Below are 26,584 nucleotides of genomic sequence, written 5' to 3' on the forward strand. Positions count from 1 at the left end.
ACCCGCATATAGATTGTGCGATGAGATTATGATACCCATATCCTATTGTGGTTACGGGCATTTTATATGGTGAAGTCTTTAAGGGCTTTTAGTATCTTTACTTTATGGAATTAGTATTTATAGGGCTCGCCATAGGAGCGATACTCTCTTATTTTATATTTAACTGGATCTCGGGAAAATCTAAGGCGCCAGATGCTCAAGCACAATCTGTGGTGCTTATGGAGCGCATAAGAACAGTGTGTAAATTTATCACCGTAGAGGGCGACTTTGCAGAGATATATCACTACGAAGGCTTAAAAAATAAATGGATGAACCTACTCTTAGGTTCAAAAAAAGCTATTGTACTTATCGATGCAAAAGCGCATATAGGTTTTGATCTTACTAAGATTAAAATGGAGGCAGATGATAAGAATAGAACCATCAAGCTGTTTAATTTTCCAGAACCAGAGCTACTGTCTGTAGAAACAGATTTTAAGTATTATGACAAAAAAGAAGGTTGGGCAAATCCATTTACTAGCACAGATCTTACAGAGATAAACAGAGAGGCAAAGCAGCACATACGCGATAAAATTCCGCAGAGCGGACTTTATGAGGAAGCAAAGTCACAGGCGCTAGAAACCGTACAGTTAATGCAAAAACTTGTAGAAACTATAGGCTGGAAACTAGACTACTCATCACTAGAAATACCTGCGAGTAAGGAGCCTAAGAAAATTGAATCTTAGTGATATATCTCATTACTGGAAATACAGGAGCAGGAAAAACTACATATTCATTAGATCTTAAAAAAAGTGTTAATGGTATCTTATTTTCTATTGATCATTGGAATAAAACATTATTTCTAGATGATAAACAAGATACAGACGGAGTTGACTGGTTTTTAGAACGCATCGCGCGTAGCGACCAGATGATTCAATCACTAGTGTTACAGCTGGAAGAGGCGGATACTCCCGCAATTTTAGATCTAGGATTTGCAAAGCGAGATAGAAGAGAACGTTTTTACGCTTTCGCGAAAGCGCACCAAATACCTTACGAGCTACACTTTCTAGATATTGATAAGGAAGTGAGAAAAGAAAGAGTACAACAGCGCAATAAAGAGCAAGGAGCCACCTACGAATTTGACGTTTCGGAGGAGGATTTTGAATTTATGGAAACATGGTTTGAGCCGCCTGTAGAAGATGAACTCATAGAAGCAACAATAATTACCAAGTGAATATAGAAGCATTTAGAACATATTGCCTTGATAAAAAAGGAGTGACGGAGGAGTTTCCTTTTGATGCAGACACCCTAGTTTTTAAGGTGATGGGTAAAATGTTTGCGCTTTGCTCTTTAAAACGAATTCCACTTTCGGCAAATTTAAAATGTGATCCAGATCGAGCTGTCATTTTGAGAGAAACTCACGATGGAGCTATTATTCCTGGATGGCATATGAGTAAAACTCACTGGAATACCTGTGTTCTGGAAGAGTTGCCACCACAATTACTAGCAGAGCTTATTGACCATTCTTACAATCTGGTCGTATCAAAAATGACAAAAAAACAACAAGCCGAACTTGCGGCTCTATAATTATGACAGAACCAACTGCCTTTTACGAAGGACAAATCAAAACATATCAGAAAGAAGTATCTGAGATTAAAAGGAAACTCAATATCTCAAGTACTATTAGGCTTGTTGTTTTCTTAGCTACAGCAGCGAGTGTGTATTTCACTCTAGGTAATACGCAATTGCTTATGGGGTGTATAATCGCAGGTGTTATTGCTTTTTTATTACTAGTGAGTCGCCACAGCCAGTTGCAGCACAAGCGTGATCTTACTAAGGCACTTCTGGAGCGCAATGAGACAGAATTAAAAGTTCTTAATAGGGATTTTTATGATCTGCCAGATGGGAGTGAATTTCATAATCCGGAGCATGTTTTTAGTCAAGATATAGATCTTTTTGGGCGTGGCTCTTTCTTTCAGTACTTTAATAGAACAGCTCTTGATAGTGGTTCTTTAAAACTAGTTTCCATGCTTCTTTCAAATAATATTGAAGGAATATCACAAAAGCAAGAAGCTGTAAAAGAGTTAGGCGAGCTGCCAGAGTGGAGGCAGTTATTTAGTGCGATTGCATCATTAGTTAGCACAGATTTATCTGCAGATAGTGTACTGCTTTGGTTAAAAGATTACTCCTCATTTGTACCTAAACAAATGAAACTTATCTCACGTATATTTTCTGTAATCTCATTGCTTACGCTTGGATCTTATTTTATAGGTTTCATTGCTGGATGGTGGGTGTTTGTAGTATTTGGGATAGGTTTGTTAATAAGCGGCAGATTCTTTGGGAGAATAAATATGCTCTCTGCACATACGGGGAAAATTCAAACCACATTTACACAATATGCGAGCTTGTTATCTAGAATAGAAGAGCAAGAATTTGCAAGTGATTTGCTAGTAAATAAGCGTAAAATGGTCATTACATCAGAGCAATCAAGTTCGTCCATTTTAAGAGCTTTTTCAAAACATCTAGACGCACTTGATCAGCGTAACAATTTTATAATTGGACTCATATCTAATGGGTTTTTTCTTAGAGATTTAAGTATTGTACACGACATTGAAGGATGGATTGCAACACATCGCGATGCAGTAGAAGATTGGTTTGAAGTAATCGCCTTTTTTGATGCTTATAACAGTTTGGGTAATTATGCTTTTAATCATCAAGCTCATGTATTTCCTAAGATTACAGAAACAGGAACTACGCTAGTTACTACAGGAGCAGCGCATCCTCTTCTTGATCCTACAACTGCTGTGCGCAATGATATCACTATAAAAAACGATGAGTTCTTTATCATCACAGGAGCAAATATGGCTGGTAAAAGTACCTTCTTAAGAACGGTGGCTTTACAGATCGTGATGGGTAACGTAGGCTTACCCATATTTGCAACGAGCGCTTCATATACGCCTATAAAGTTAATTACTAGTATGCGCACCACAGATAGTCTTACAGATGATGAGAGTTACTTCTTTAGTGAACTCAAACGTCTTAAGTTTATAGTAGATCAGATAGAAACAGATCGTTACTTTATCATCCTAGATGAAATTTTAAAAGGAACTAACAGCACGGATAAAGCAGAGGGTTCTCGTAAGTTTATAGATAAGCTTGTAGGTGCAGGAGCGACAGGTATTATAGCTACACACGATTTAAGTTTATGTGAGGCTGCAAATGATCTTAAGGAGGTGAAGAACTATTACTTTGACGCCCAAATAATAAACGATGAGCTCTTTTTTGATTACACTTTTAAAGAAGGTATTTGCCAGAATATGAATGCTAGTTTCTTGTTAAAGAAAATGGGGATTGTATCATAGCATTATTTAATAAAATAGTATGGATAGTTTAACTCAGATAGTTCTTGGCGCCGCAGTAGGCGAGGCAGTACTTGGCAAAAAGATAGGTAATAGAGCAATGCTTTGGGGAGCGGTAGCGGGTACCATACCAGATCTTGATATTGTGTGGAGATATCTCACAGATACTATCACAGCGACCGAGATGCACCGTGGTTTTAGCCACAGTATCGTGTTTTCTATACTCGCAGCTCCATTGCTTGGATGGCTTGTCCATCAGCTTAACAAACGACCAGATGTAGGGTGGCAAGGATGGTCAAAGCTATTTTTCTGGGGTCTTTTTACACATCCATTGCTAGATGCATTTACTACATGGGGAACGCAAATATTTTGGCCATTTAATTGGAGAGTTGCTTTTAATAGCATCTTTGTTATAGATCCATTATACACTGTTCCTTTCTTAATATGTGTCCTTATAGCAGCTACTAAAAAACGTGGTTCGCTTTCGCGAAAGCGTACTAACAACCTTGGCCTTTACATAAGTAGCTCATATTTATTACTCACAGTTGTGATAAAATATGTAGCCCATCAAAAGGTGGTTGAGAATCTTGAGCAGCAGGGCATAACATATACCCAAATCTCAACGCGTCCAGCCCCTATGAATACTGTTTTGTGGAATATAAATGTAGATGCAGGTGAAAATTATCTTATAGGGGATTACTCTCTGTTTGATTCCAAGCCTATTTCTTTCAAGGCATATCCCAAAAAGCGCTCAGAAAGTGAAGCGCTTATCAATACGTCAGAAGTACAACGGCTTATAACCATTTCTGAAGGTTGGTATATTCTTGAGAAAATTCAAGATGAGTGGATTTATAATGATCTCCGCTTTGGACTTATCGCTATTGATCCAGATTACCCTCAGTTTGTTTTTAGATACAAGCTAGAGGAAAATAACGGTACCATCACCGCCACAGAAGATCGCCCTGACCCTTCAAATATGAATGCCGTCTTGGGTAATCTATGGACAAGGATTAAAGGCAATTAATCATCAAAACGTCCTGGAAATTGCTCTTTTAGAATTTTAAAAAGATTTTCTTGAGTAAGCGGTTTGTTATCAAAATGCTGCAATAGGTCATACTTTTCGGCCTTCTTTTTGTCTACAGGAGATGTAGAGGTCGTAAGCATCGCAATCACCACTCCTGCTTTTTGCACATCTTCTAATTCTTCATAATGCTCTAAAAACTCAAATCCATCCATTCCAGGCATGTTGATGTCTAAGAAAATTAGGTCAGGGCGTGGATAATCTTCGTCAATGAGAGTTTTGAGATAGGTAAGCCCTTCCTCGCCAGAATACTTGATGGTTACTTTTGCAGTTACCTGTGCCTTTTTAATCACACGTGAATGTACAAAGTTATCAGACTCAGAATCATCTATAAGTAATATCTCTCTTAGTGGTTGCATGCTCTTATTTTTTTAAAGTAAATGTGAATGTGCTGCCTTCACCTACGGTAGATGCAACACTTATTTTCCCCTTATGTAATTCAACTATTTTTTGACAGAAGGCAAGACCTATACCTGTACCTTCATATTCCTTCGCACTGTGAAGGCGTGTAAACATATTAAAGACTTTGTCTAGGTGTTCTTTTTTAATTCCTAATCCATTATCAGAAACTTTAAACGTGTAGTAAAGTCTCGAGTCGCTTACACTTATATGAATCTTTGGAGCTCGTTCCGGTGGAGTAAACTTGATGGCATTTGTAATTAAGTTTACAAAAAGCTGTCGTAATTCTACTGGATAACCAGATACAGTAGGAAGTGTGTCCTTAGTGATAACTGTTCCGCTCTCTTCTATGCGAGTGCCTAAGTCTACATTTATATCGTTTAAAAGTTTATTGAGATCAATTTTTGAACGCGTTCCAGAGCGGCCCAATCTACTGTAATTGAGTAAGCCGGTAATCAGACTTTTCATACGTGCCGTAGCTCCTTTTATAAAGTCAAAGTAAGTGCCAGCCTCACCGTCTAATTTTTCTCCATAATCTTCTTCAAAGAGTGCAATAAAGTTATCTACCGTGCGCAAAGGTTCTTGCAAATCGTGAGAAGCTATGTAAGCAAACTGGTTAAGCTGTTTGTTCTTATCTTCCATCTGGTGAATGAGATCTTCATTCATTTCCATTTGCGCTTCTTTGAGAGCAATTTCTTGATCTCGAGAGTGTACTAGCTCAATAAGAGCATCATTATTTTCTGCAAGTTTTGTAAAGAGCGGAATAAGTCTTTTTCTAACGGCATACACATTAAAAAGCATCAATAATAAGGCTATTGATAATGCAATAAGACTTAAAACATAAATCGTGTCGTAGGTAGATTTACGTTCTAGTAGTAATGCGTTTTCCTCAATAAGCATGATGTCTCGCATATTATCAATAGCATCTATGAGGCGCAAGGTTTCTACTCTTCCGGTACGTTTTCTATTTTCTTCTGGAGTGCGTAAAACATAGTTCTCCATGTTATTATCCATGCCCTGTATACGCTCATTTACTAGCGCTTCAAACTTTCTTAAGTTTTCTTGTTGTGAGGGGTTATCTTGAGTTTTTGTTTTAAGCTGATCGATCTCACCCCTCAATTTTGCTATTTGGACTTTATAATCAATGCGATATTCAGGGTCTTTACTTATTAAGTAACCCCGTAGCATGCTCTCAGCTTTTAATAGAGTCTCAGATACATTATGAATTTGAGTAGTTGTTTCATTAGTATGAACAATCCACTTTTGAGAGTATTGTGATGCTAAATATAAGAGTGTAACTAAAACTATTACAGTAAGCGTTGAAAAAAAACTTAAGTAAAGTGACCTGACTATATTTTTAGATTCGGTAGTATCCATGGGTTATTTTATGGATAAAAATTTGAGCACTTTGTCCTTAAGAGATTCAATCGCTTCTTTGTGCTCGTAAGCTTCAAAGTCATGATGACGCAAGTAATCTGTAAGCTCTCGCTCTCTAGCATCTTTTTCACGTTGTCTTTCTAAACGTGTGATAAGTTCCTGCTTTTCTGAAATAAATTTTTCAAAAAGAGGTTGTAGTTTTTGTTGTAAATTTTGAAGGTTTTCTTTCAAGAAAAATCCAGAGGCTCCTTGTAAGATAAGCTCTGCTGCTTTCTCTTCATTGTTGAGGTTTCCTGTAATAATAATCACCGGGATCTCACTATTAAATTCCTTGACTTGTTTAATTACGTCAAATCCAGTAAATCCTTCAAGGTTGAAGTCACTGACCACGATATCTGGTAAAAACTGTTTGAGAGCCACAGCAAGTGAAAGCTCTTTGTCTGAAATGCTGATCTCAACATTATTACAAAAACGTTTAATCTGTTTTTGTACGAGAAAAGCATCAGATACTAGGTCTTCTACAATAAGTATGCGTAGTGGAGTATCAATCATTTTGGATAGTCTAGGTTGTTTATGTAAAGATATGAGATATTATATCGTAGCTTTCTTAACATTTTTATAAAAATCTAAGAAAAGAAAAACTTAAATAATTACGTCCTATCCTTGTCTCTAAAGGCGCTTGGAGTGATTTTCATCAATTTCTTAAAGTTTTTATTAAAATGCGATAAAGTCTTATAACCGCAGCGATCTGCAACATCTGCTATAGAAATTTCTTGTTGGGCTTCTAGTAAGGAGCAGGCATGTGCAATGCGAACTTCAGTAAGAAAACTAAAATATGACTTGTTTGTGCGTTGTTTAAAGTATTTGCAAAAGCTATGAGGCGTCATAGATGTGAGTGATGCGAGATCATTTAAATGCACCTCTTGCTTGTAGTTTGCTAGTGTAAAGTCAAAGATTGCACTCATGCGTTTTCCATCTTTTTCAGAAATATGACGTTTATAGATAAACGTCGAGAGCGAGATGCTTTTCTTGATTTTCAAGACAGTAATTAGGTCTATAAAATGCCCTAGTCTATGCATTCCTTGAGCCGTGTTTATATGTTGGAACAAAGAGTCAATTTCAGGAGTTACGGATGTTTTAAATCCCGCTTTCGCGAAAGCGTTAAAATCTGCAATACCTTTCCCTTCTTCTAGTTGTAAAAATATATCGCCAAAAGATGCTGCACTAAAGAACACAGAATACATCAAGCAATCTGCGGTGTCACTATTAAATACATGGGGCTGAAAGCTACCTAAAACAATTACCTCTCCAGCCGAAAATGAATGAACAGTATCTCCTGCCACTAGAGTTCCCGTTCCTTTCTTAATGTAGCTTATTTGGATTTCCTCATGATGATGGAGTGCATTGTATAATACACCTTGATCTACTTGAAATAGAATAGCAGCATTGCTAGGCTTCGGAATTTTAAAAGGAAGTACACGCATACATTAAGGTACTTTTTTGTTTTAAATAAATAGCAACTCACGTTAATTTGGATAATATACTATTAGTTATGGATAAAACAGTATTTAATCTTAAGCTTATGGCGCCATTATCTTTGACCAAAATAACATCATTATGAGCATAGAATGGAAAGGTGTCATGCCTGCGGTAACGACAAAATTCACAAAAAAAGATGAGCTAGATCTTGACATGTTTGCTGTAAACATCAAAGCCCAACTTGACGCGGGAGTTCATGGTATTGTACTAGGTGGAACGCTAGGGGAGGCGAGCACTCTGGAAGATCATGAAAAGCGCACACTTACTACGGAGACGGTGAAGCTAGTTAAAGGTAGTGTGCCCGTCATGATAAATATTGCAGAGCAATCTACTAAAGGAGCCATCGCTGCTGCACACAAAGCTGAGGAAGACGGAGCAAGTGGCCTTATGATGCTTCCTCCTATGCGATATAATGCAGGAGACGCAGAGGTGGTTACTTATTTTCAAGACGTAGCCAGTAGTACTAGCTTACCTATTATGATTTATAATAACCCTATAGATTATAAAATAGAGGTCACGCTCAACATGTTTGAGACCTTGTTAAAACAGGATAATATTGAAGCTGTAAAAGAAAGTACTCGTGACATTTCTAATGTGACACGCATTAAAAATAACTTTGGAGATAGACTTAAAATAATGACTGGTGTTGATACTCTAGCGCTAGAGTCATTGTTGATGGGAGCAGATGGCTGGGTCGCAGGTTTAGTATGTGCTTTTCCAGCAGAGACTGTAGCAATATACGAGCTACAAAAGGCTGGTAGAATTAAAGAAGCAATTGAGATTTATCGCTGGTTCTTACCACTACTAGAATTAGATATAAATCCTAAACTGGTACAAAACATAAAACTTGCAGAAGTACATACTGGTATAGGGACAGAAGATGTGCGTAAACCTAGACTGCCACTTTCTGGAGATGAGAGAGAACAAGTCTTACAAATAATTAAAAGTGGATTGGCTAGCAGACCTAGTTTACCTGCCTATAAAAACTTATAATGTTACAGATAAGACCATCATGTGAACATTGCAATAAGCAATTGCCGTATAATGCTAGTGATGCAATGATATGCACTTTTGAATGTACTTTTTGCAAAGAATGTGTAGATGATATATTATTAAAAGTATGTCCTAACTGCGGAGGTGGTTTTGAGAAGAGACCAATACGACCAGAACATCTATTACAAAAGTATCCGGCATCTACAATTACAGTGCATAAACCAATAAACGTAGCATTGCATCAGCAAAAAATTAAAGCATTATGATTACAGGAAAGAATCAAATAGGTTTTACACAGAGTGCTAAGGGCGCCGTTACCTATAAAACTATAAATCCTCAATTAAATAAGGAAAATCCAACCGCATTTTACGAGGCTACTCAACAAGAAATAGACACAGCTTGCGCGCTCGCTCACAACGCTTTTCATCCCTACAGTCAAATAAAAGGAAGTAAACGCGCAAGCTTTTTAAATACTATTGCAGACGAGATAGAGGCTCTTGGCTCAGATCTTACAGATATGTATACGCAAGAAAGCAGTCTGCCAGAAGGTAGGGCACAAGGAGAGCTAGGCAGAACCTTAGGGCAGCTTAGAATGTTTGCAGAGTTAGTGTCACAAGACAAGTGGCGTAATCCTATAGGAGTTGGTAACACCAGCGGACTTAAAAAAGCATTGATTGCTATAGGGCCTGTAGTTGTTTTTGGGGCAAGTAATTTTCCGCTGGCTTTTTCTACGGCTGGTGGTGATACCGCTAGTGCGCTTGCAGCCGGTTGTCCTGTTATTGTAAAGTCACATCCTATGCATTCAGGTACGGGAGAGATGGTGGCAACAGCAATTATAAAAGCTGCACAAAAAACAGGAATGCCAGAGGGTGTTTTTTCTAATCTTAATAGTGCAGGTATTGATGTAGGAGAGCAACTCGTAAAACACACGGTAATAAAAGCCGTTGGATTTACGGGTAGTCATACTGGTGGTCGTGCACTGTATAATCTCGCTGCACAAAGAGATACTCCCATTCCAGTTTTTGCAGAGATGGGAAGTATAAATCCTGTGATTATAACGCAGGAGGCTTTAATTAATAGAGGCTCTCAAATAGCCGAAACATATGCAGGTTCTATTACGCAAGGTGTAGGCCAGTTTTGTACAAATCCAGGACTTATTATTACAATCGCGAGTGATGAATCTCAGGCTTTTGTAAATGATCTAGCAAATAACCTGAGTAAGGTAGATGAAGGGTGTATGTTACATCCACGTATACAATCTGGATTTACTAGCGGAGAGAAAGAAATGGCAAAAGTACCTGAAGTTACTTTTGTGATGAGTACAGATAGCAGTAAAGAAAACCATGCAGCTCCCACACTAGCAGTTGTAAAAGGTGTAGATTTTATCAATAATTCTCAGTTGCACAAAGAAGTTTTTGGTCCCTTTTCTATGGTTGTGCTTGCAAAAGATGAAGCAGAACAGTTAGCGATTATAAAAAATCTAGAAGGGCAGCTTACGGCAACTCTTATCGCTCAAGATGAAGAGGTTGCCACATTACAAGATATTACACTAGCTTTACAAGACAAGGTAGGTCGCATCATTTATAACGGAGTTCCCACAGGAGTTGCGGTAGAAGATGGTATGACACACGGAGGACCATATCCAGCAAGTACAGATAGTCGCTTTACGGCGGTAGGAAATCATAGTATTTTGCGTTGGGTAAGGCCTTTTAGTTTCCAAGACTTTCCTTCGGCGCTGTTGCCAGATTATCTAAAATAGAACCTTATGAAGCATATAATTATACTGCTCGTTTTCTGTATTTCAATGAATGTTTGCGCTCAGAATTCTTCGGCGCAGCTTGCAAAAATTATAGAAGATAGTCAGGAGTTCAAGTGGCAAGATGATTTGGCAGATGAGCATCCTATGGGTGTGTTTTCAAAAGAACGGTTTGAAAAGGAGTCCGCTTTCGCGAAAGCGCAACTTAAAAAACTACAGGCTATAACACCATCAACGTTGTCTGAAACGGAGCTCATATCTCTAGAGTTACTCATGTTTAAGCATCAAGAAACGGTAGATTATTATGAATACGAACGCTATCTAAATCCGCTGTTGTCAGACTCGGGTTTCCACAGTAGTTGGAATTATATGGTGCGTCCCATAAGTACGTATAAGCAAGCTGTTTCATACCTCAATAAGCTGAAAGCGTTACCAGACGTAGTAGATCAATATTTACCATTATTGAGAGAAGGAGTAAAAAAAGGTGTCTCGCAGCCGCATGTGATTTTTAATGGATATGAGAGTACGTATGATTCACAAATTGTAGGCGATTATAAAGACAGCTTCTATTATGAGCCATTCTTAAACTTACCAAGTTCAATATCGGGAGCGCAAAGAGATTCACTATTGGTAGCTGCTAGAAGCGCAATAGAACAACAGGTTGTTCCGTCTTTTGAGCGTGTAAAAACATTCTTTGAAACAGAATATCTCCCGAAAACTCGCACTACCCTTGGAGTTTCAGAAACACCAAATGGAAAAGCATATTATCAAAACAGAATAAACTATTACACTACCCTAGATATCACCGCAGACGAGGTGCATAATAAAGGACTCGCTGAAGTTGCCCGCATCAAAGCCGAAATGCAGAAAATTATTAAGGAAATAAACTTTGAAGGCTCTTTTGCAGACTTTTTACAATTTTTGCGCACAGATAAACAGTTTTACGCCACTTCTCCAGAGCAATTACTTATGATTGCTCGCGACATGGCAAAAAGAGCAGATGCTCAGTTACCTCGATTTTTTAAGACTTTACCTCGCAAACCATACGGAGTGGCTCCAGTACCAGATGCTATTGCTCCTAAATACACGACAGGGCGATATGTAGGTAGTGCAAAGGGAAGTACAAATCCTGGATACTACTGGGTAAACACCTATGATTTACCTAGTCGTCCGGTGTATGTGCTGCCATCACTTACAGTTCATGAGGCCGTTCCTGGGCATCACTTACAAGGATCGCTTAATCAAGAGTTGGGAGATAGTATTCCAACATTTAGAAAAAATATGTATGTAAATGCATACGGTGAGGGCTGGGGATTATACTGCGAATACCTCGCTGCCGAAATGGGGATGTATACAACACCGTACGAACGTTTTGGACAATTGACCTATGAAATGTGGCGTGCTTGCAGACTTGTAGTAGATACTGGATTACACGCAAAAGGCTGGACAAGGGAGCAAGTGGTAGATTATATGTCTGAAAACACAGCGCTTTCAATACATGAAATTAATACGGAGACCGATAGATATATCTCATGGCCGGGACAAGCGCTTGCTTATAAAATGGGCGAACTCAAAATAAGAGAATTGAGAACGCTAGCAGAAAAAGAGCTAGGTGCTAAGTTTGATATTAGAGAATTCCATGAGATCATCTTAGAGCAAGGAACGGTGACACTCGCTATACTTGATAGACGAGTGAAACACTGGATTGAGAAAAATAGTTAGCACCTGTTTAATATGAAGCACACTTTTACTTGTATAGACGCACACACCTGCGGAAATCCCGTAAGACTCGTCGCTCATGGAGGGCCAGATCTAAAGGGAGCAACTATGAGCGAGAAGCGACAGCATTTTCTTAAAGAGTATGACTGGATACGCAAAGGATTGATGTTTGAACCACGCGGTCATGATATGATGAGCGGGAGCATCTTGTTTCCTCCGCATGATCCTGAAAATGATTTTTCTATTCTTTTTATAGAGACTTCAGGATGTCTGCCTATGTGTGGTCACGGAACTATCGGGACGATAACAATCGCAATAGAAGAAGGAATCATCACACCTAGAGTGCCTGGTATTATTAAAATGGAAGCCCCAGCAGGATTAGTTGAAATTGAATACCAACAAACTGGTGATAAAGTAGATTGGGTACGTCTCACTAATGTAGCCTCTTTTCTAGCTGCCGAAAATCTAACCGTCCATTGCCCAGATCTCGGCGAAATTTCGTTTGACGTTGCTTATGGAGGGAATTACTACGCAATTGTAGATTCACAAAAGAATTTTGCTGGCGTACACGAGTTTACGGCTGGTCAGATTATACAATTGAGTCAAGTAGTGCGTGAGCGTATTAATGAGAAATATCCTAATCAGTTTATCCATCCAGAAAATGATACCATAAGGGATGTAACCCATATGTTATGGACAGGTAATCCTATAGACGCATCATCAGATGGGCGCAATGCTGTTTTTTATGGAGATAAAGCAATTGATCGCAGCCCTTGTGGTACGGGAACTTCGGCTCGGCTTGCACAATTATATGTAAAAGGGAAATTGAAAGTAGGAGAACCTTTTGTACACGAAAGTTTTATAGGTTCAAAATTTATAGGTCGTGTAACAAAAGAAACAATGATAGGTGATCAAAAAGCCATTGTACCTAGCATACAAGGATGGGCAAGAATATATGGACATAATACCATTACCATAGACGAGGAAGATCCCTATGCTTTAGGGTTTTCTGTAATATAGCATTGGATAAAAGAAGTATTTATGGCAAAAAATGTTATCATCATAGGTGGAGGGATTATAGGGTTAAGTTGTGCATACTTTCTACAAAAGTCTGGACATCAAGTCACGGTTATAGATCAATCTAAAATGGATGGCGGCGCGAGTTATGTAAATGCTGGGTATATGTCTCCTAGTCATCTCGTACCACTGGCAGCTCCCGGAGTCATGAGGCAAGGGATAAAGTGGATGTTTAATAAAAAGAGTCCGCTGTATATTAAGCCACGTCTTGAAGCAGATTTCTTAAAATGGTCGCTAGCTTTTAATAAGTCGTGTACTCAGAAACACGTAAATAGAGCTGTTCCCGTAATGAAAGAAATTGCGGTGCTGGGCCGAGATTTATATCATCAGATCAAGCAAGAAGAAGGATTTTCTTTTCACTTAGAAAAAAAGGGTTTGCTTATGCTTTGCCAAACAGAAGAAACACTTCATCACGAGGACGAACTTGTGCAAATTGCAATAAAAGAAGGGCTAAGTGCAAGAGTCATTACTGCGCAAGATGTTAAGAAGATGATGCCAGATGCTACGCTTGATATCGTGGGCGCCTCGTATTTTGAGTGTGATCATCACAGCACTCCTGGCGAATTCATGGCAGAAATGAAAGCGCATCTTTTATCAAAAGGTGTTGTCATTCGACAAGAGGAGAAAGTGATTGATTTAGAGGTTAATAATGGTAAAATCACCAGTGTAAAGACAGATAAAGAAGTTCTTAAAACAGATGAGGTTGTGATGGCAGCTGGAAGTTGGACAAGTACGCTTTCGCGAAAGCTAAACATAAACCTACTCCTTCAGGCTGGAAAAGGATATCGCATCCAGACCACAAAAGAGACAGGAATTACCTACCCATCTATACTTGCAGAAGCAAAAGTGGCGATAACTCCAATGAATGGATTTACACGTTTTGCAGGAACGATGGAAATTGCTGGAATCAATCACACAATTAGTAAGGCTCGAGTAGACGCTATTGCAGATGGTGTCAATAAGTATTTTTCAGAAGTACATATTACAGCAGAAGAAAAAGCTGGTGCTGCCTGTGGCTTGCGACCAGTATCTGCAGATGGGATGCCATATATAGGTAAAAGCTCAAAATGTAAAAACCTCACTATCGCTACGGGTCACGCAATGATGGGGTGGACGTTAGGACCTAGTACAGGTAAACTAGTGCAAGAAATTGTAGATGAGGTAACACCTAGTATGGATATGGCTATGTTTCATCCAGATAGAACTTTCTAAATTCCATTTTTACAACACGGTAAAAATCCCCTATATTTACGCTCATGAACGCACAAGGCTGGATAAACTTACCTATACTTCTTAATTTCCTCATAAAGAGGAACCCAGAATAGATTGCTTTACTTGATTTTGAGTAACTTTAAGACAATCTAAAAACACAACAATGCCTTTTTATCATAAGTTGGGAGATATCCCTCATAAGCGTCACACTCAGTTTCGTAAACCAGATGGTTCCTTATATTCCGAACAATTGTTTGGTACCATAGGTTTTGACGGGATGAGTACAAATAGCTATCACGTACACAGACCTACGCAAGTAAAGGAAATACGCAAGCAATACTCTGTAAAACCAGAAATTGCAAAGGAAAATAACATGCAATCGTATCGTTTTCGTGGTTTTCAAATAAAGCCAGAAAAAGATTATTTAGAAAGTAGGAAAGCTGTACTTACTAACAGTGATTGTACCATCATACTTGCAGCTCCTCAAGAACGCACACAAGATTATTTTTACAAAAACACAGATGCAGATGAACTTATATTTGTTCATAAAGGCACTGGAAAACTTCGTACACACTTAGGAAATCTTGATTTTAAATATGGAGATTACTTACTCATTCCTAGAGGAGTTATCTACAAGATGGATTTTGATACGGATGATAGTAGACTTTTTATAGTCGAGTCGCGCAGACCTATTTATACTCCTAAGCGTTATCGAAATTATTTTGGTCAACTGCTGGAGCACTCTCCATTTTGTGAGCGTGACTTAAGACAGCCGTATGAGCTAGAAACTAACGATGAGAAAGGAGAGTTTCTAATCAAGGTTAAAAAGCAAGACGATATTTTTGAGATGGTATATGCTTCTCATCCTTTTGATGTGGTAGGATATGACGGCTATAACTATCCGTATGCGTTTTCAATTCATGATTTTGAACCTATTACTGGGCGCATCCACCAGCCGCCACCAGTGCACCAAACATTTGAAACAGATGCTTTTGTAATCTGTAGTTTTGTGCCTAGAAAGTATGATTACCACCCACTTAGTATTCCAGCGCCATACAATCATAGTAATATAGATAGTGATGAGGTGTTGTACTATGTAGACGGTGATTTTATGAGCCGTACAGATGTAGAGGCTGGGCATATTTCTTTACACCCAGCAGGTATTCCTCACGGTCCGCACCCAGGAACTGCAGAGAAAAGTATAGGGAAAGAGGGAACAGAAGAGCTTGCAGTGATGGTAGATACTTTTAAACCACTTATGGTTTGTAAAGACGCCATGGCTATTGCAGACGAGAGTTATTATCAAAGCTGGCTAGACCACTAAACATCAATATGCAAAATAAATTACCCGCAGATCCGTCTGCATTAATATTAGGAATCGTTGGCCTCGTGATAGGTGTTGCTGGTTGCTGCTGTTATGGATTTACAGCAATCATTCCACTAGGATTGAGTATCGCAGGACTTGTGATGGCAAATAAGAGCATGAAACTCTATCGCTTAAACCCAGATGAGTTTTCTGAGTCAAGCAGGAGCAACGTTTCCATAGCACGAACTCTTAATATTATTTCCATCATTTTAAATGGATTATTCTTACTTATCGTGATAGGAGCGCTTGCGTTTTTAGGAGTTGCTGGTATGACTGGAGCATTTGATGATCTTACAAATGATGCGTATAGCACAGATAACAACTGGGAGTACGAAGATGATTTTAATGATGATGTTTTTATGGAGGAGGAAGTAGACTCTATAAGTACAGATTCTATTTTCTTAAACGAGGTGTTTCCAGAAAGAGATAGTATTGATTAATTACGCTTTCGCGAAAGCGTAACAAAAACAACATAACAATCTGCGCAGGCAGAAGACTTATAAATTAGTATTAATAGTGAAGTAATAGCTTAAACTAACTTCGCTGAAAAGTAACAACTATGAGCAAGGACTTAAAATCTGTAGACTACGGATTAGAAAAAATATTTGAAGGAGCGCAGGATTTTCTTCCGCTTCTAGGGACAGATTATGTGGAGTTTTATGTGGGTAATGCAAAACAAGCAGCACACTTTTATAAAACTGCTTTTGGTTTTCAATCATATGCTTATAAAGGTCTTGAGACTGGATCTCGAGATGAGGTAAGCTATGTGCTTAAGCAAGATAAAATACGCATTGTACTTACTACACCGCTTAACAGTAAGTCACCTATAAACGATCACATTGTAAAGCATGGTGATGGTGTAAAGGTGGTTGCATTATGGGTAGAAGATGCAAGAAGTGCTTATGAGGAAACTACAAAACGTGGTGCAAAATCATATTGCGAGCCTTTTGTAGAAACAGATGAGCATGGAGAGACTGTGCGCGCAGGGATTTACACCTATGGAGAGACAGTACACATGTTTGTAGAGCGTAAAAACTATAAAGGAGTGTTCTTGCCAGGTTTTAGAAAATGGGAGTCTGATTATAATCCAGAACCTACAGGTTTAAAATATGTAGATCACATGGTAGGTAATGTGGGCTGGAACCAGATGAATACATGGGTGAAGTTTTATGAAGAGGTAATGGGGTTTGTAAACTTCTTGTCTTTTGATGATAAACAAATTCACACAGAATACTCGGCACTTATGAGTAAGGTGATGAGTAACGGGAACGGTCGCATTAAATTCCCGATAAATGAACCAGCAGAGGCAGCAAAGAAATCTCAAATAGAAGAATATTTAGATTTTTATGAAGGAGCTGGGGTGCAGCACCTCGCCCTTGCAACAGATGATATTATTAAGACGGTAGCACAGCTTAAGGCTCGTGGTATCGAGTTTTTACCACCACCGCCACAAACGTATTATGACGATATCCCACAAAGACTGGGTGAGCACATGAAAGTGATGAAGGAAGACATAGAGCGTTTGCAAGAGCTTTCTATCCTTGTAGATGCAGATGAAGATGGATATTTACTTCAGATATTTACTAAGCCACTAGAAGACAGACCAACCCTATTTTTTGAAATCATACAACGTATGGGGGCAAAAGGATTTGGAGCAGGAAACTTTAAGGCACTTTTTGAGTCTATAGAAAGAGAGCAAGCACAGAGAGGAACTCTATAGGGTTCCAAGTGCGCTTTCGCGAAAGCGTAACTCCGTTATTTGCACAATTACAATTATTTAACTAAAACTTCGTCTTAGAAATAGGACGGAGTTTTTTGTTATTATATTTTTGGAATAACAATTGTATTATATGCTTTATACAACCAAATAACGAGCTAAGATGAAGTCACACAACAAATACATACCTGCCTTATTAATAATGATAGTGCTTCTTGTAAGTACTGCCTTCATGCAGGCGCCCGTAGGTAATGGTGTGATGAAACATAGGGATACTTATCAGGCTGGAGAGTGGCTTAAATTTAGAGTGCATTACGGGCTGCTTACTGGTGGTTATGCTACTATAGATATTAAAGATGCTACTTATAAAGGAAAACCAGTGCATCACATTAAAGGTTTTGGAGAGACTACAGGTATTGTGGGTCTGGCCTTTGGGGTAGAGGATTATTATGAGAGTTGGGTGGATAAAAAGACCGATTTACCTTATAAATTTCTTCGAAAGATAGACGAAGGTGGTCACACTAAAAACAAGGTGATAGAATTTGATCAAGTGTCAAATAAAGCGCATATAAATGATATAAAGCGTAATAAGAAAACCACCATTGATACAGAGCCAGGTATTCAAGACATGGTCTCTGCGATGTATTACTTGCGTAATAATCTTACTACAGACGAGTTAAAGGCTGGAGACGAAATTAAGCTTACCATGTTTTTTGATGGAGAAAACTATCCATTTAAAATGCGTTTTCTGGAAAGAGAAACCATTCGCACTAAGTTTGGAAAGGTAAAGACATTAGTTTTTAGACCACTTGTACAGTCTGGTCGTGTTTTTCAAGAAAAAGAAAGTCTTACCATATGGGTGAGTGACGATGATAATAAAATACCGTTACGTATTAAGGCTGATTTGTCAGTAGGTTCGCTTAAAGCAGATCTAGATGCATATAAAGGACTTAAGCATCCTTTTGAGATCGTGTTTGATTAAGGATTTTGTAAATTGCCACTTAATAAATTAGGCAACACAGCGTTGATGTTTATGAAATACGAAGTGTTTGATAAACGCATTATCGACGGTCCAATAACTACTCATGAAAAAGCCCATTCAACCAGACATAGAAAAAATCATCAATCAGCTTGATGATAAGTATGAGAAGATAGATCAAGATCTTGATGATCATCTTGAAGGATTACTGCAAAGTAAGCCTATTACTTATTGGGACTATATCCATACAGATGCATTATTAAGTTTGCAGTTGCCACGCACGAGCATGCCAGATGAAAATGTGTTTATCATGTATCATCAGGTTAATGAGCTGCTTTTTAAAATGGTATTATGGGAGATTGAGCAAGTAGCACACCACCCTGAGCTTACCGTAGACTTTTTTAGCTCTCGCTTAGGACGTATAAGTCGGTATTTTGATATGCTCACAAGTTCTTTCTCGATTATGCAGGAAGGAATGGATGTTGAGCAGTATATGAAATTTAGAAAAACGCTGACTCCAGCTAGTGGTTTTCAAAGTGCGCAGTACAGAAAAATCGAGTTTGCAAGTACAGATTTAATAAATCTTATAGATAATCGCTTTCGCGCAAGCATAGACCGCAATACTCCGTACGAACATGCGTTAGAACATCTATATTGGCAAGCCGCCGGCAAGGATTATCATACTGGTAAAAAATCTTATTTGCTCTCAGCCTTTGAAGAGAAGTATAAAAACGACTTTGTAGCGTTTACAAAAGAATATAATACTATAAATTTGTACGCCCGCTTTAAAAGTTTACCTCAAGAAGTCCGTGAGAATCAAAAGTTACGTGATGCCATGCGTCACTACGATTACACAGTAAATGTCACTTGGGTTATGTCTCATTATCATGCTGCAAATCACTATTTAAATAATGGTGAGAAAGTAGTTGAGGCAACAGGCGGAAGCGAATGGACAAAATATATGCACCCTAAATACCAGCGACGTATTTTCTTTCCAGATGTCTGGACGGCAGAAGAGCTAGCAAACTGGGGGCATGATGTATAATGAATGACAACTTACTTTTTGTGAAATATAACCACCTATATCTTTTAGTTTTTTTAAGCCTTTTTATTTATGCCTGCGGAAACACCAGCTCAGACGAGACAGATGCCGAAGAAATCTATACTGCGCCACCTGAGGTAGTCAAAGAGTACGGCTACGTGCTTGATGATTATATTGTAGAACGAGATACCGTGCAATCTGGGGATAGCTTTGGAAAGATTCTTTTTGATGCAAATGTAGATTATGCAACGATAGAAGAAATTTCTGATTCTGTAAAATCAGTTTTTGATACGCGCCGTATAAGAAAAGGAAAACCTTATGTCTTACTTAAGTCTAAAGACTCTTTAGAAGCTGCTCAAGTATTTATTTATGAGCAAAACAGAGAAGATTATGTTGTAGTTGATTTTGAAGAAAATGTAAAAGCTGCAGCAAAAAAGCATCCTACAACCACTTATGAACGCGAGATCTCTGGAGTAATAAATAGTAACCTATCCTCTACTTTTGACGACCTTGGAGTGAGTGTAAATGTCGCTTATAAAATGGCAGATATTTACGCATGGACTATTGATTTTTTTAAACTTCAAAAAGGTGATCGCTTCAAGGCAATTTATGAAGAGCGCTTTGTAAATGATACAATCCCTGCTGGTATAGGTAAAATTAAGGCAGTTCTTTTTGAACATGCCGGGCGTGAGATATATGCATTTAGATTTGCAAATGACTCTCTAGCTGGAGGTTTTGATTACTTTGATGAAAATGGAGATAACTTACGTCGTGCTTTTTTAAAAGGACCACTCAAGTTTAATAGAATATCGTCAAGGTATAACCTTAAAAGACGTATAAAGTACTATGGTTACAAGTTGCGTCCACATAAAGGAACTGATTTTGCAGGAGCTATAGGCACACCTATCCTTGCTACGGCAGATGGAGTAGTTACAAAGTCAGAGCGTCGTGGAGGTAACGGTAATTATGTAAAAATACGCCACAATGCTACTTATGATACGCAATACCTACACATGCAAAGACGAGCTGTAAAAGTGGGTCAGTCTGTACGTCAAGGAGATGTAATAGGAACTATAGGTATGACTGGAAATTCTGGTGGACCTCATGTGTGTTATCGTTTTTGGAAAAATGGAAAACAAGTTGACCCTTTTAAAGAGGACCTGCCAGCATCAAAACCATTAGATGAGCGATTAAGACCCATTTATGATAGTATACGCAAACCTCTAAGACTTCAATTAGATAACATTCCGTTTATGTCTGAAGCAGAAATGGAGTTTGCACAACAGCAAGCAGAAGAAAAACAACAACAATCTTAAGAACCTACCTAATGAAAAATATTAACCCAACCACAACGGCCGCTTGGAAAGCATTAGAAACGCATTACAAGGAAACTAAAGATACCTTGCTGGTAGATCTTTTTAAGGATAGCACTCGTGCAAGCGATTTTACAATTATTTGGGATTCATTATATGTAGATTATAGTAAAAATAGAATCACAACCGAAACTCGTGATCTTCTTATACAACTAGCAGAAGAGGTTGGATTAAAGGAGGCAATTGACAGTTATTTTGGTGGGGAAGCAATAAACGCTACGGAAGATAGAGCAGTGATGCATACCGCATTGCGTGACGAAAAGAGTGACGCTTTTGCAAAGGAAGAAGTAGATGATGTAAAAAAGTCAATCGAAATTTTTGCTGAAAAAGTTATTTCTGGTAAGCATAAAGGCGCTACCGGTAAAGAGATTACAGATGTTGTAAATATAGGTATAGGTGGATCAGATCTTGGGCCAGTGATGGTTGTTGAGGCATTACAGTATTACAAAAACCACCTGACTACTCATTTTATATCAAATGTAGATGGTGACCATGTAATGGAGACCATTAAAGATCTTAATCCAGAAACAACGCTTTTTGTAATAGTATCAAAGACATTTACAACTCAAGAGACATTGAGTAACGCCACAACAGTAAGAAAGTGGTTTGTAAATCAACTAGGAGAAGAAGCGGTGGGTAACCATTTTGTTGCAGTTTCTACTAACGAGGAGGCTATAGCTAACTTTGGTATTTCTTCAGATAATGTATTTCCTATGTGGAACTGGGTGGGAGGACGCTTTTCTCTTTGGAGCTCAGTAGGTTTATCTATAGCGCTAGCTGTGGGTTATAAAAACTTTGAGGGCTTACTTCACGGAGCTTTTAAGATGGATGAACATTTTAAAAACACGTCGTTTGATCAAAACATTCCAGTGATTACTGCACTTTTAAGTGTGTGGTATAATAATTTTTATGGAGCAGAGACAGAAGCTGTAATTCCTTATTCTCAATATTTACATAGACTTCCAGCATATTTGCAACAAGCAATTATGGAAAGTAACGGAAAAAGCGTAGATCGTAACGGTGACCGCGTTTCGTATGAAACTGGAAATATTATTTGGGGCGAACCAGGAACCAACTCACAACACGCATTTTTCCAATTGATTCATCAAGGAACAAAATTAATTCCTTCAGATTTTATTGGTTTCAAAAAGTCACTTCACGGTAATCAAGATCACCATGATAAGCTTATGGCAAATTTCTTTGCGCAAACAGAAGCACTCATGAATGGTAAGACTGTATCTCAAGTGGAGCAAGATTTTGAGGGAAGTACGCTTTCGCGAAAGCGTATAGAAGAACTCATACCTTTTAAAGTTTTTGAAGGAAATAAGCCTACTACAACAATTCTAGGTGAAAAACTCACTCCAGAGAGCTTAGGGTCACTGGTGGCAATGTATGAACATAAAATTTTTGTACAAGGAGTGGTATGGAATATATACTCTTATGATCAATGGGGAGTTGAGTTAGGGAAGCAACTTGCAAAAAAAGTGCTTAATGAGTTTAGTTCAGGTACAAGTGAAAATCATGATGGTTCTACTAAAAACTTGATGAACTACTATAAGGAAATATAACAATTAGTTGATTATTAGTATTTTATTAAGAAACCTTTCAGGCTAATGTTTGAAAGGTTTTTTTGTGCGTCCGCTAGTGAATGAACTTGCTTGGATAAGTTAACGTTAAGTTAATATTGGCACTCCACAAATTTAGAGTAATTTTGCAGCGCTAATTATTAACAAATATCATGAAGAAAATTACATTTTTATCATTGATCGCCATGTTTCTAGTGACGGTATCGTCATTAGCACAAGGGGTAACGACAAGTTCTATCTCTGGACGTGTGTTAGACAACACAGAAGGTCCATTGCCTGGAGCAAACATTGTTGCAACACACGTACCTACAGGTTCTGTGTATGGAGCAGTAACAGATTTTGATGGTTTTTACCGTCTAACAAACTTAAGACCAGGTGGACCTTACAATGTTACGATTACTTACGTAGGATTTGAGGATTATGCACTTAATGGTTTTTCTCTTACTCTTGGAGAGACTAAGAGAGTTAGTACAACAATGGCTGAGAACGCAAATGCGCTTGACGAGATTGTAATTACTGCTCAACCTAACAGTGTTTTTGATGCAAACAAAACGGGATCTGAAACGGCTATTAGTCAACGTCAAGTAGAAGCGTTGCCTAATATTTCTAGATCTATTTCAGATTTTGCACGTCTTACTCCTGAAGCACAGGTGAGAGGTGATAATCAATTATCTATTGGTGGTCAAAACAATCGCTATAACGCTCTTTATGTTGATGGAGCTGTAAATAATGATGCTTTTGGTCTTTCTGGATCAGGAACAAATGGAGGTCAGACAGGTGTAAACCCAATCTCTATTGATGCAATTGAATCTTTCCAAGTTAATGTTGCTCCTTATGATGTAACTATTGGAGGTTTTGCTGGTGGTGCGATTAGTGCCGTAACAAAATCTGGAACTAACGAGTTTGAAGGTTCTGCTTATTACCTATTCAGAAACGAGTCGCTAGCAGGAAAAACTCCTGGTGATTTCGAAGATGATAGTGATAGAGAAAAGCTTGCTGATTTCTCTGCAAAGACTTTTGGTGTACGTGTAGGAGGTCCTATTATCAAGGATAAATTATTCTTCTTTGTAAATTATGAAGGTCAAAACGATGAAACTCCTCAGCCATTTGATGGTAACTATGCTGGAGATTCAGGTTTAGACGGTGTGTCTACATTCAGACAGTTCTTGATTGATGAGTATGGTTACAATCCAGGAACTTTTGATAACAATACTAGAACTTTAGAAAGTAATAAAATCCTTTTCAAATTAGATTGGAATATTAACGAGAATCACAAGTTATCTTTCCGTAACAACTTAGTAAAGGCAGATTTCTTTGGAATAGGTCGTTCTAGTTCAAGAACAATTAACTTTACTGGAGGTGCTCAGAACTTTGAGTCTAATACAAACACAGCATCTTTAGAACTTAACTCTACGTTTGGTAATAAGTATGCAAACAGATTTATCCTTGGTTACACAAGAGTACGTGATGATAGAGGTGTTAATGGAGATCCTTTCCCAAGAATTGAAATCAACGATGGGGATGCAAGAATATTTGCTGGTTCAGAGCCTTTCTCAACAGCTAACTTACTTGAACAAGATATCTTCACACTTACAAACAACTTCCAGATTTTCTCTGGACGTCACACAGTTACTTTAGGTACTCACAATGAGTACAGTAAAGTTAAGAACGTATTCTTTGGTCGTAACTTTGGAGAGTATACTTATAATTCTCTAGAAGATTTTTATAATGATGATGCTAACGAATACCGCAGTAGTTACTCACTTCTAGGTGGAGTGGGTGACGATTCTATTGGAGCTGCTGAGTTTGATTTATTCCAATTAGGATTTTATGCTCAAGACGAAGTACAAATGTCTGAGACTTTTAAAATGACTGCTGGTTTAAGAGTAGATTTACCAGTTTGGGATGATGGAAGAGGAAACTCTGATTTCAATACAAGAACTGTTGGTTTATTAGAAGCTGCTGGAAAAGATTTACAAGGTGCACGTGTAGGTCAAGGACCTAAAACTACAGCACATATCTCTCCACGTTTAGGTTTCAACTGGGATGTGAAAGGAGACAAGACTACACAAATACGTGGAGGTTTAGGATTATTTACTTCTAGAATACCTTTAGTTTGGCCAGGTGGGGCGTATAACAATACAGGAACTGTAGTTGCAAATACTAGAATCTTTAGACCTAGAGATGCTGGTGACACTAATTTAGTTCCAGATTTCAACCCTGATGTAAATAGTCAATTCAGACAAGATGGAGAATTCCAGGGAAATATAGATTTACTTGCCGAAGATCTTAAATTACCACAGGTGTTTAAAAAGAGTTTAGCGGTTGATCAGAAATTAGGAAATGGATTTACTGTATCTGCTGAGGTTTCTCACAGTAGTGTAATTACAGGTCTTCAACTTGAAAACTTAAACCTAGAAGGGCCACAGTTTATGACAACAGGCGCTGGAAGTCGTGCTAACTATGGAGGACAAGATGTTGATGGTACTTATGGAGGAATCTTCTTGATATCTAATACTAATGATGGAGAAGCATTTAATACTTCTGCTACGTTATCTAAGAATTTTTATTCTACAATGGTAGACGTAAGAGCTAGTGCAACTTATTCTTATGGTCGTTCTACTACTGTATTTGAAGGTACGTCTTCTCAGAATATATCTAACTGGGCGTTTAATGAAAGTGTAAATGGATCTAACCAACTTGGAACTTCAGTTTCTGACTTTAGCCAAGGACATAGAACGCTTGCAAACGCAGTTGTTGATATTAAATGGTCAGAAAACGTAAAAACATCTATTGGTCTTTTCTATGAAGGAGCAGAAGGAACTCCATATAGCTATGTTGTAGGTGGAGGTAACAGTAACCGCTTAATTAACGATACAGGTGAAGGATTTACTCCATTACCATTTGTACCAGCTAATTTTGCAGATGCAAACTTAATTGATGACATAGATAGAGATACTGGAGAATTAATTTCAACAGCAGAGGAGCAGTGGGTTGCACTTAACGCTTTTATCGAAGGAGATGATTACTTAAGCACACGTAGAGGAGAATTTGCTCAACGTAACAGAAACAGAGCAAGATGGAGTCACGTAGTAGATTTAAAGTTTACTCAAGATTTTGCACTTCAATTCGGTGAGAAGAAACATGCTTTTCAATTATCTGCAGATGTATTTAACTTCACAAACTTAATCAACAAGGATTGGGGAAGAAGATACTTTACAAGTGGATTTGATACTGCTACTCTTGTTAACTTTGAAGGATTTGCTGATGATGGTACTACTCCAGAATTCACATTTAACGATGGTGTAGAAAGAGGTCTTGATCAGATTGATGATGCAGGATTTAACTCTTCAAGATGGCAAATGCAAGTAGGTCTTCGTTATATCTTTAACTAAGAACTATTATCACATAATTGCAATCGCAATAATAAAGCCGCTACTGGAAACAGTAGCGGCTTTTGTTTTTATGGATTATCTTTGAAACTCAAACTTATTAAACCATTTATTTATGTACTCAGTTGTTCAATTTGTCCATTCGTACTGGGCTTACCTTGTAGTTATTGTTCTTGTGGTAGCCACATTTAATGCACTTGTAAAATTCTTTGGAAAAAAAGAATATGGCGGGAAGGATATGAGCTTAGCTTTATTCACCCTTATAACGATGCACATACAACTGCTTATAGGTCTTGTACTGTGGGTTGTATCACCTAATGGTTTGCAAGCTATAAAAGCAAATGGAATGGGAGGACTCTCTAGCCAAGCAAGACAACTTGCGGTAGAGCACCCATTTTTAATGATTATCGCAGTAGTACTTGTAACTATTGGTTATTCTAAACATAAAAAACAACGCCTATCTACGCCTAAATTTAAGAAGATAGCCATCTTTTATACGCTTGCACTTATCGCAGTGCTCGCCATTATACCATGGAATCAATGGTTTTAATATCCATTGATTAAATATTTGTAAAGCTTATTAGTATGCTTTCGCGAAAGCGTACTAGAAAACATAAAGCCCAGAATCAGTTTTGATTTTG

Annotated in this window: 24 protein-coding genes; 20 read left to right on the plus strand and 4 right to left on the minus strand. The window is 38.1% G+C overall.

Features of this window, described 5'->3' with window-relative positions; genetic code table 11:
• Positions 1-104: 104 nt before the first annotated feature.
• The 5 genes from SJY23_RS06260 to SJY23_RS06280 are packed head-to-tail and all read left to right on the plus strand — an operon-like array spanning position 105 to position 4,359.
• Positions 105-722: a DUF4230 domain-containing protein gene (locus tag SJY23_RS06260; RefSeq protein ID WP_035334785.1), complete on the plus strand. Its 618-nt coding sequence runs from the start codon at positions 105-107 to the stop codon at positions 720-722.
• Positions 722-1,210, plus strand: coding sequence for an AAA family ATPase (locus SJY23_RS06265; RefSeq protein WP_396597866.1), 489 nt, complete (start codon positions 722-724; stop codon positions 1,208-1,210). The genes SJY23_RS06260 and SJY23_RS06265 overlap by 1 nt, the downstream gene beginning before the upstream one ends.
• On the plus strand, positions 1,207-1,563 hold the full coding sequence (locus tag SJY23_RS06270) for an MmcQ/YjbR family DNA-binding protein (protein WP_396597867.1): 357 nt from the start codon (positions 1,207-1,209) through the stop codon (positions 1,561-1,563). Before SJY23_RS06265 ends, SJY23_RS06270 begins: the two co-directional genes overlap by 4 nt.
• A gap of 2 nt (positions 1,564-1,565) precedes the next feature.
• Positions 1,566-3,338: a DNA mismatch repair protein MutS gene (locus SJY23_RS06275; protein ID WP_396597868.1), complete on the plus strand. Its 1,773-nt coding sequence runs from the start codon at positions 1,566-1,568 to the stop codon at positions 3,336-3,338.
• A gap of 19 nt (positions 3,339-3,357) precedes the next feature.
• Entirely contained in the window at positions 3,358-4,359 is a 1,002-nt protein-coding gene (locus tag SJY23_RS06280) for a metal-dependent hydrolase (protein WP_396597869.1), read from the plus strand.
• Here SJY23_RS06280 and SJY23_RS06285 read toward each other — a convergent pair.
• The 4 genes from SJY23_RS06285 to SJY23_RS06300 all read right to left on the minus strand — a co-directional run bounded on the left by SJY23_RS06285 (position 4,356) and on the right by SJY23_RS06300 (position 7,676).
• Complete coding sequence (locus SJY23_RS06285; protein ID WP_396597870.1) at positions 4,356-4,775, minus strand: response regulator; 420 nt, start codon at positions 4,773-4,775, stop codon at positions 4,356-4,358. The genes SJY23_RS06280 and SJY23_RS06285 overlap by 4 nt on opposite strands.
• 4 nt (positions 4,776-4,779) lie before the next feature.
• Positions 4,780-6,192, minus strand: a complete 1,413-nt coding sequence (locus tag SJY23_RS06290; RefSeq protein WP_396597871.1) for an ATP-binding protein — start codon at positions 6,190-6,192, stop codon at positions 4,780-4,782.
• A gap of 3 nt (positions 6,193-6,195) precedes the next feature.
• On the minus strand, positions 6,196-6,744 hold the full coding sequence (locus SJY23_RS06295; RefSeq protein ID WP_013750379.1) for a response regulator: 549 nt from the start codon (positions 6,742-6,744) through the stop codon (positions 6,196-6,198).
• 98 nt (positions 6,745-6,842) lie between these two features.
• A complete protein-coding gene (locus tag SJY23_RS06300) occupies positions 6,843-7,676 on the minus strand; it encodes an AraC family transcriptional regulator (RefSeq protein ID WP_396597872.1) in 834 nt (277 codons plus the stop codon).
• A 133-nt stretch (positions 7,677-7,809) separates the two neighbouring features.
• Here SJY23_RS06300 and SJY23_RS06305 point away from each other — a divergent pair, with 133 nt between their 5' ends.
• The 15 genes from SJY23_RS06305 to SJY23_RS06375 all read left to right on the plus strand — a co-directional run bounded on the left by SJY23_RS06305 (position 7,810) and on the right by SJY23_RS06375 (position 26,493).
• The gene (locus tag SJY23_RS06305) at positions 7,810-8,724 is read left to right on the plus strand and encodes a dihydrodipicolinate synthase family protein (RefSeq protein WP_396597873.1); all 915 of its coding nucleotides are present in this window, start codon (positions 7,810-7,812) and stop codon (positions 8,722-8,724) included.
• Positions 8,724-8,990: a DUF1272 domain-containing protein gene (locus SJY23_RS06310; protein ID WP_396597874.1), complete on the plus strand. Its 267-nt coding sequence runs from the start codon at positions 8,724-8,726 to the stop codon at positions 8,988-8,990. Before SJY23_RS06305 ends, SJY23_RS06310 begins: the two co-directional genes overlap by 1 nt.
• Positions 8,987-10,483, plus strand: a complete 1,497-nt coding sequence (locus tag SJY23_RS06315; protein WP_396597875.1) for an aldehyde dehydrogenase (NADP(+)) — start codon at positions 8,987-8,989, stop codon at positions 10,481-10,483. The genes SJY23_RS06310 and SJY23_RS06315 overlap by 4 nt, the downstream gene beginning before the upstream one ends.
• Positions 10,484-10,489: 6 nt before the next feature.
• Positions 10,490-12,202 carry a DUF885 family protein gene (locus SJY23_RS06320; RefSeq protein ID WP_035334773.1) on the plus strand — a complete coding sequence of 571 codons (1,713 nt, stop codon included), beginning with the start codon at positions 10,490-10,492 and terminating at the stop codon, positions 12,200-12,202.
• 12 nt (positions 12,203-12,214) lie between these two features.
• Positions 12,215-13,219 carry a 4-hydroxyproline epimerase gene (locus tag SJY23_RS06325; RefSeq protein ID WP_396597876.1) on the plus strand — a complete coding sequence of 335 codons (1,005 nt, stop codon included), beginning with the start codon at positions 12,215-12,217 and terminating at the stop codon, positions 13,217-13,219.
• A 21-nt stretch (positions 13,220-13,240) separates the two neighbouring features.
• The gene (locus tag SJY23_RS06330) at positions 13,241-14,488 is read left to right on the plus strand and encodes an NAD(P)/FAD-dependent oxidoreductase (RefSeq protein ID WP_396597877.1); all 1,248 of its coding nucleotides are present in this window, start codon (positions 13,241-13,243) and stop codon (positions 14,486-14,488) included.
• A 163-nt stretch (positions 14,489-14,651) separates the two neighbouring features.
• Positions 14,652-15,812 carry a homogentisate 1,2-dioxygenase gene (locus tag SJY23_RS06335; protein ID WP_396597878.1) on the plus strand — a complete coding sequence of 387 codons (1,161 nt, stop codon included), beginning with the start codon at positions 14,652-14,654 and terminating at the stop codon, positions 15,810-15,812.
• An 8-nt stretch (positions 15,813-15,820) separates the two neighbouring features.
• Positions 15,821-16,294, plus strand: coding sequence for a CCC motif membrane protein (locus SJY23_RS06340; protein WP_035334767.1), 474 nt, complete (start codon positions 15,821-15,823; stop codon positions 16,292-16,294).
• Between the two features lie 119 nt (positions 16,295-16,413).
• A complete protein-coding gene (hppD, locus tag SJY23_RS06345; RefSeq protein WP_035334766.1) occupies positions 16,414-17,574 on the plus strand; it encodes a 4-hydroxyphenylpyruvate dioxygenase in 1,161 nt (386 codons plus the stop codon).
• 160 nt (positions 17,575-17,734) lie between these two features.
• A complete protein-coding gene (locus SJY23_RS06350) occupies positions 17,735-18,553 on the plus strand; it encodes a DUF3108 domain-containing protein (protein WP_396597879.1) in 819 nt (272 codons plus the stop codon).
• A 103-nt stretch (positions 18,554-18,656) separates the two neighbouring features.
• On the plus strand, positions 18,657-19,595 hold the full coding sequence (locus SJY23_RS06355; protein WP_396597880.1) for a tryptophan 2,3-dioxygenase family protein: 939 nt from the start codon (positions 18,657-18,659) through the stop codon (positions 19,593-19,595).
• Positions 19,595-20,908 carry a peptidoglycan DD-metalloendopeptidase family protein gene (locus SJY23_RS06360; protein ID WP_396597881.1) on the plus strand — a complete coding sequence of 438 codons (1,314 nt, stop codon included), beginning with the start codon at positions 19,595-19,597 and terminating at the stop codon, positions 20,906-20,908. Before SJY23_RS06355 ends, SJY23_RS06360 begins: the two co-directional genes overlap by 1 nt.
• A gap of 11 nt (positions 20,909-20,919) precedes the next feature.
• Positions 20,920-22,533: a glucose-6-phosphate isomerase gene (gene pgi, locus SJY23_RS06365; RefSeq protein ID WP_396597882.1), complete on the plus strand. Its 1,614-nt coding sequence runs from the start codon at positions 20,920-20,922 to the stop codon at positions 22,531-22,533.
• Between the two features lie 170 nt (positions 22,534-22,703).
• On the plus strand, positions 22,704-25,946 hold the full coding sequence (locus tag SJY23_RS06370; RefSeq protein WP_396597883.1) for a carboxypeptidase regulatory-like domain-containing protein: 3,243 nt from the start codon (positions 22,704-22,706) through the stop codon (positions 25,944-25,946).
• A 112-nt stretch (positions 25,947-26,058) separates the two neighbouring features.
• Positions 26,059-26,493 (plus strand): hypothetical protein, encoded by a 435-nt coding sequence (locus tag SJY23_RS06375; RefSeq protein ID WP_035334758.1) that lies wholly within the window; start codon positions 26,059-26,061, stop codon positions 26,491-26,493.
• The last annotated feature ends 91 nt before the right edge of the window (positions 26,494-26,584 follow it).

This window comes from Dokdonia sp. R86516 (assembly GCF_044596715.1).
GTDB lineage: Bacteria > Bacteroidota > Bacteroidia > Flavobacteriales > Flavobacteriaceae > Dokdonia.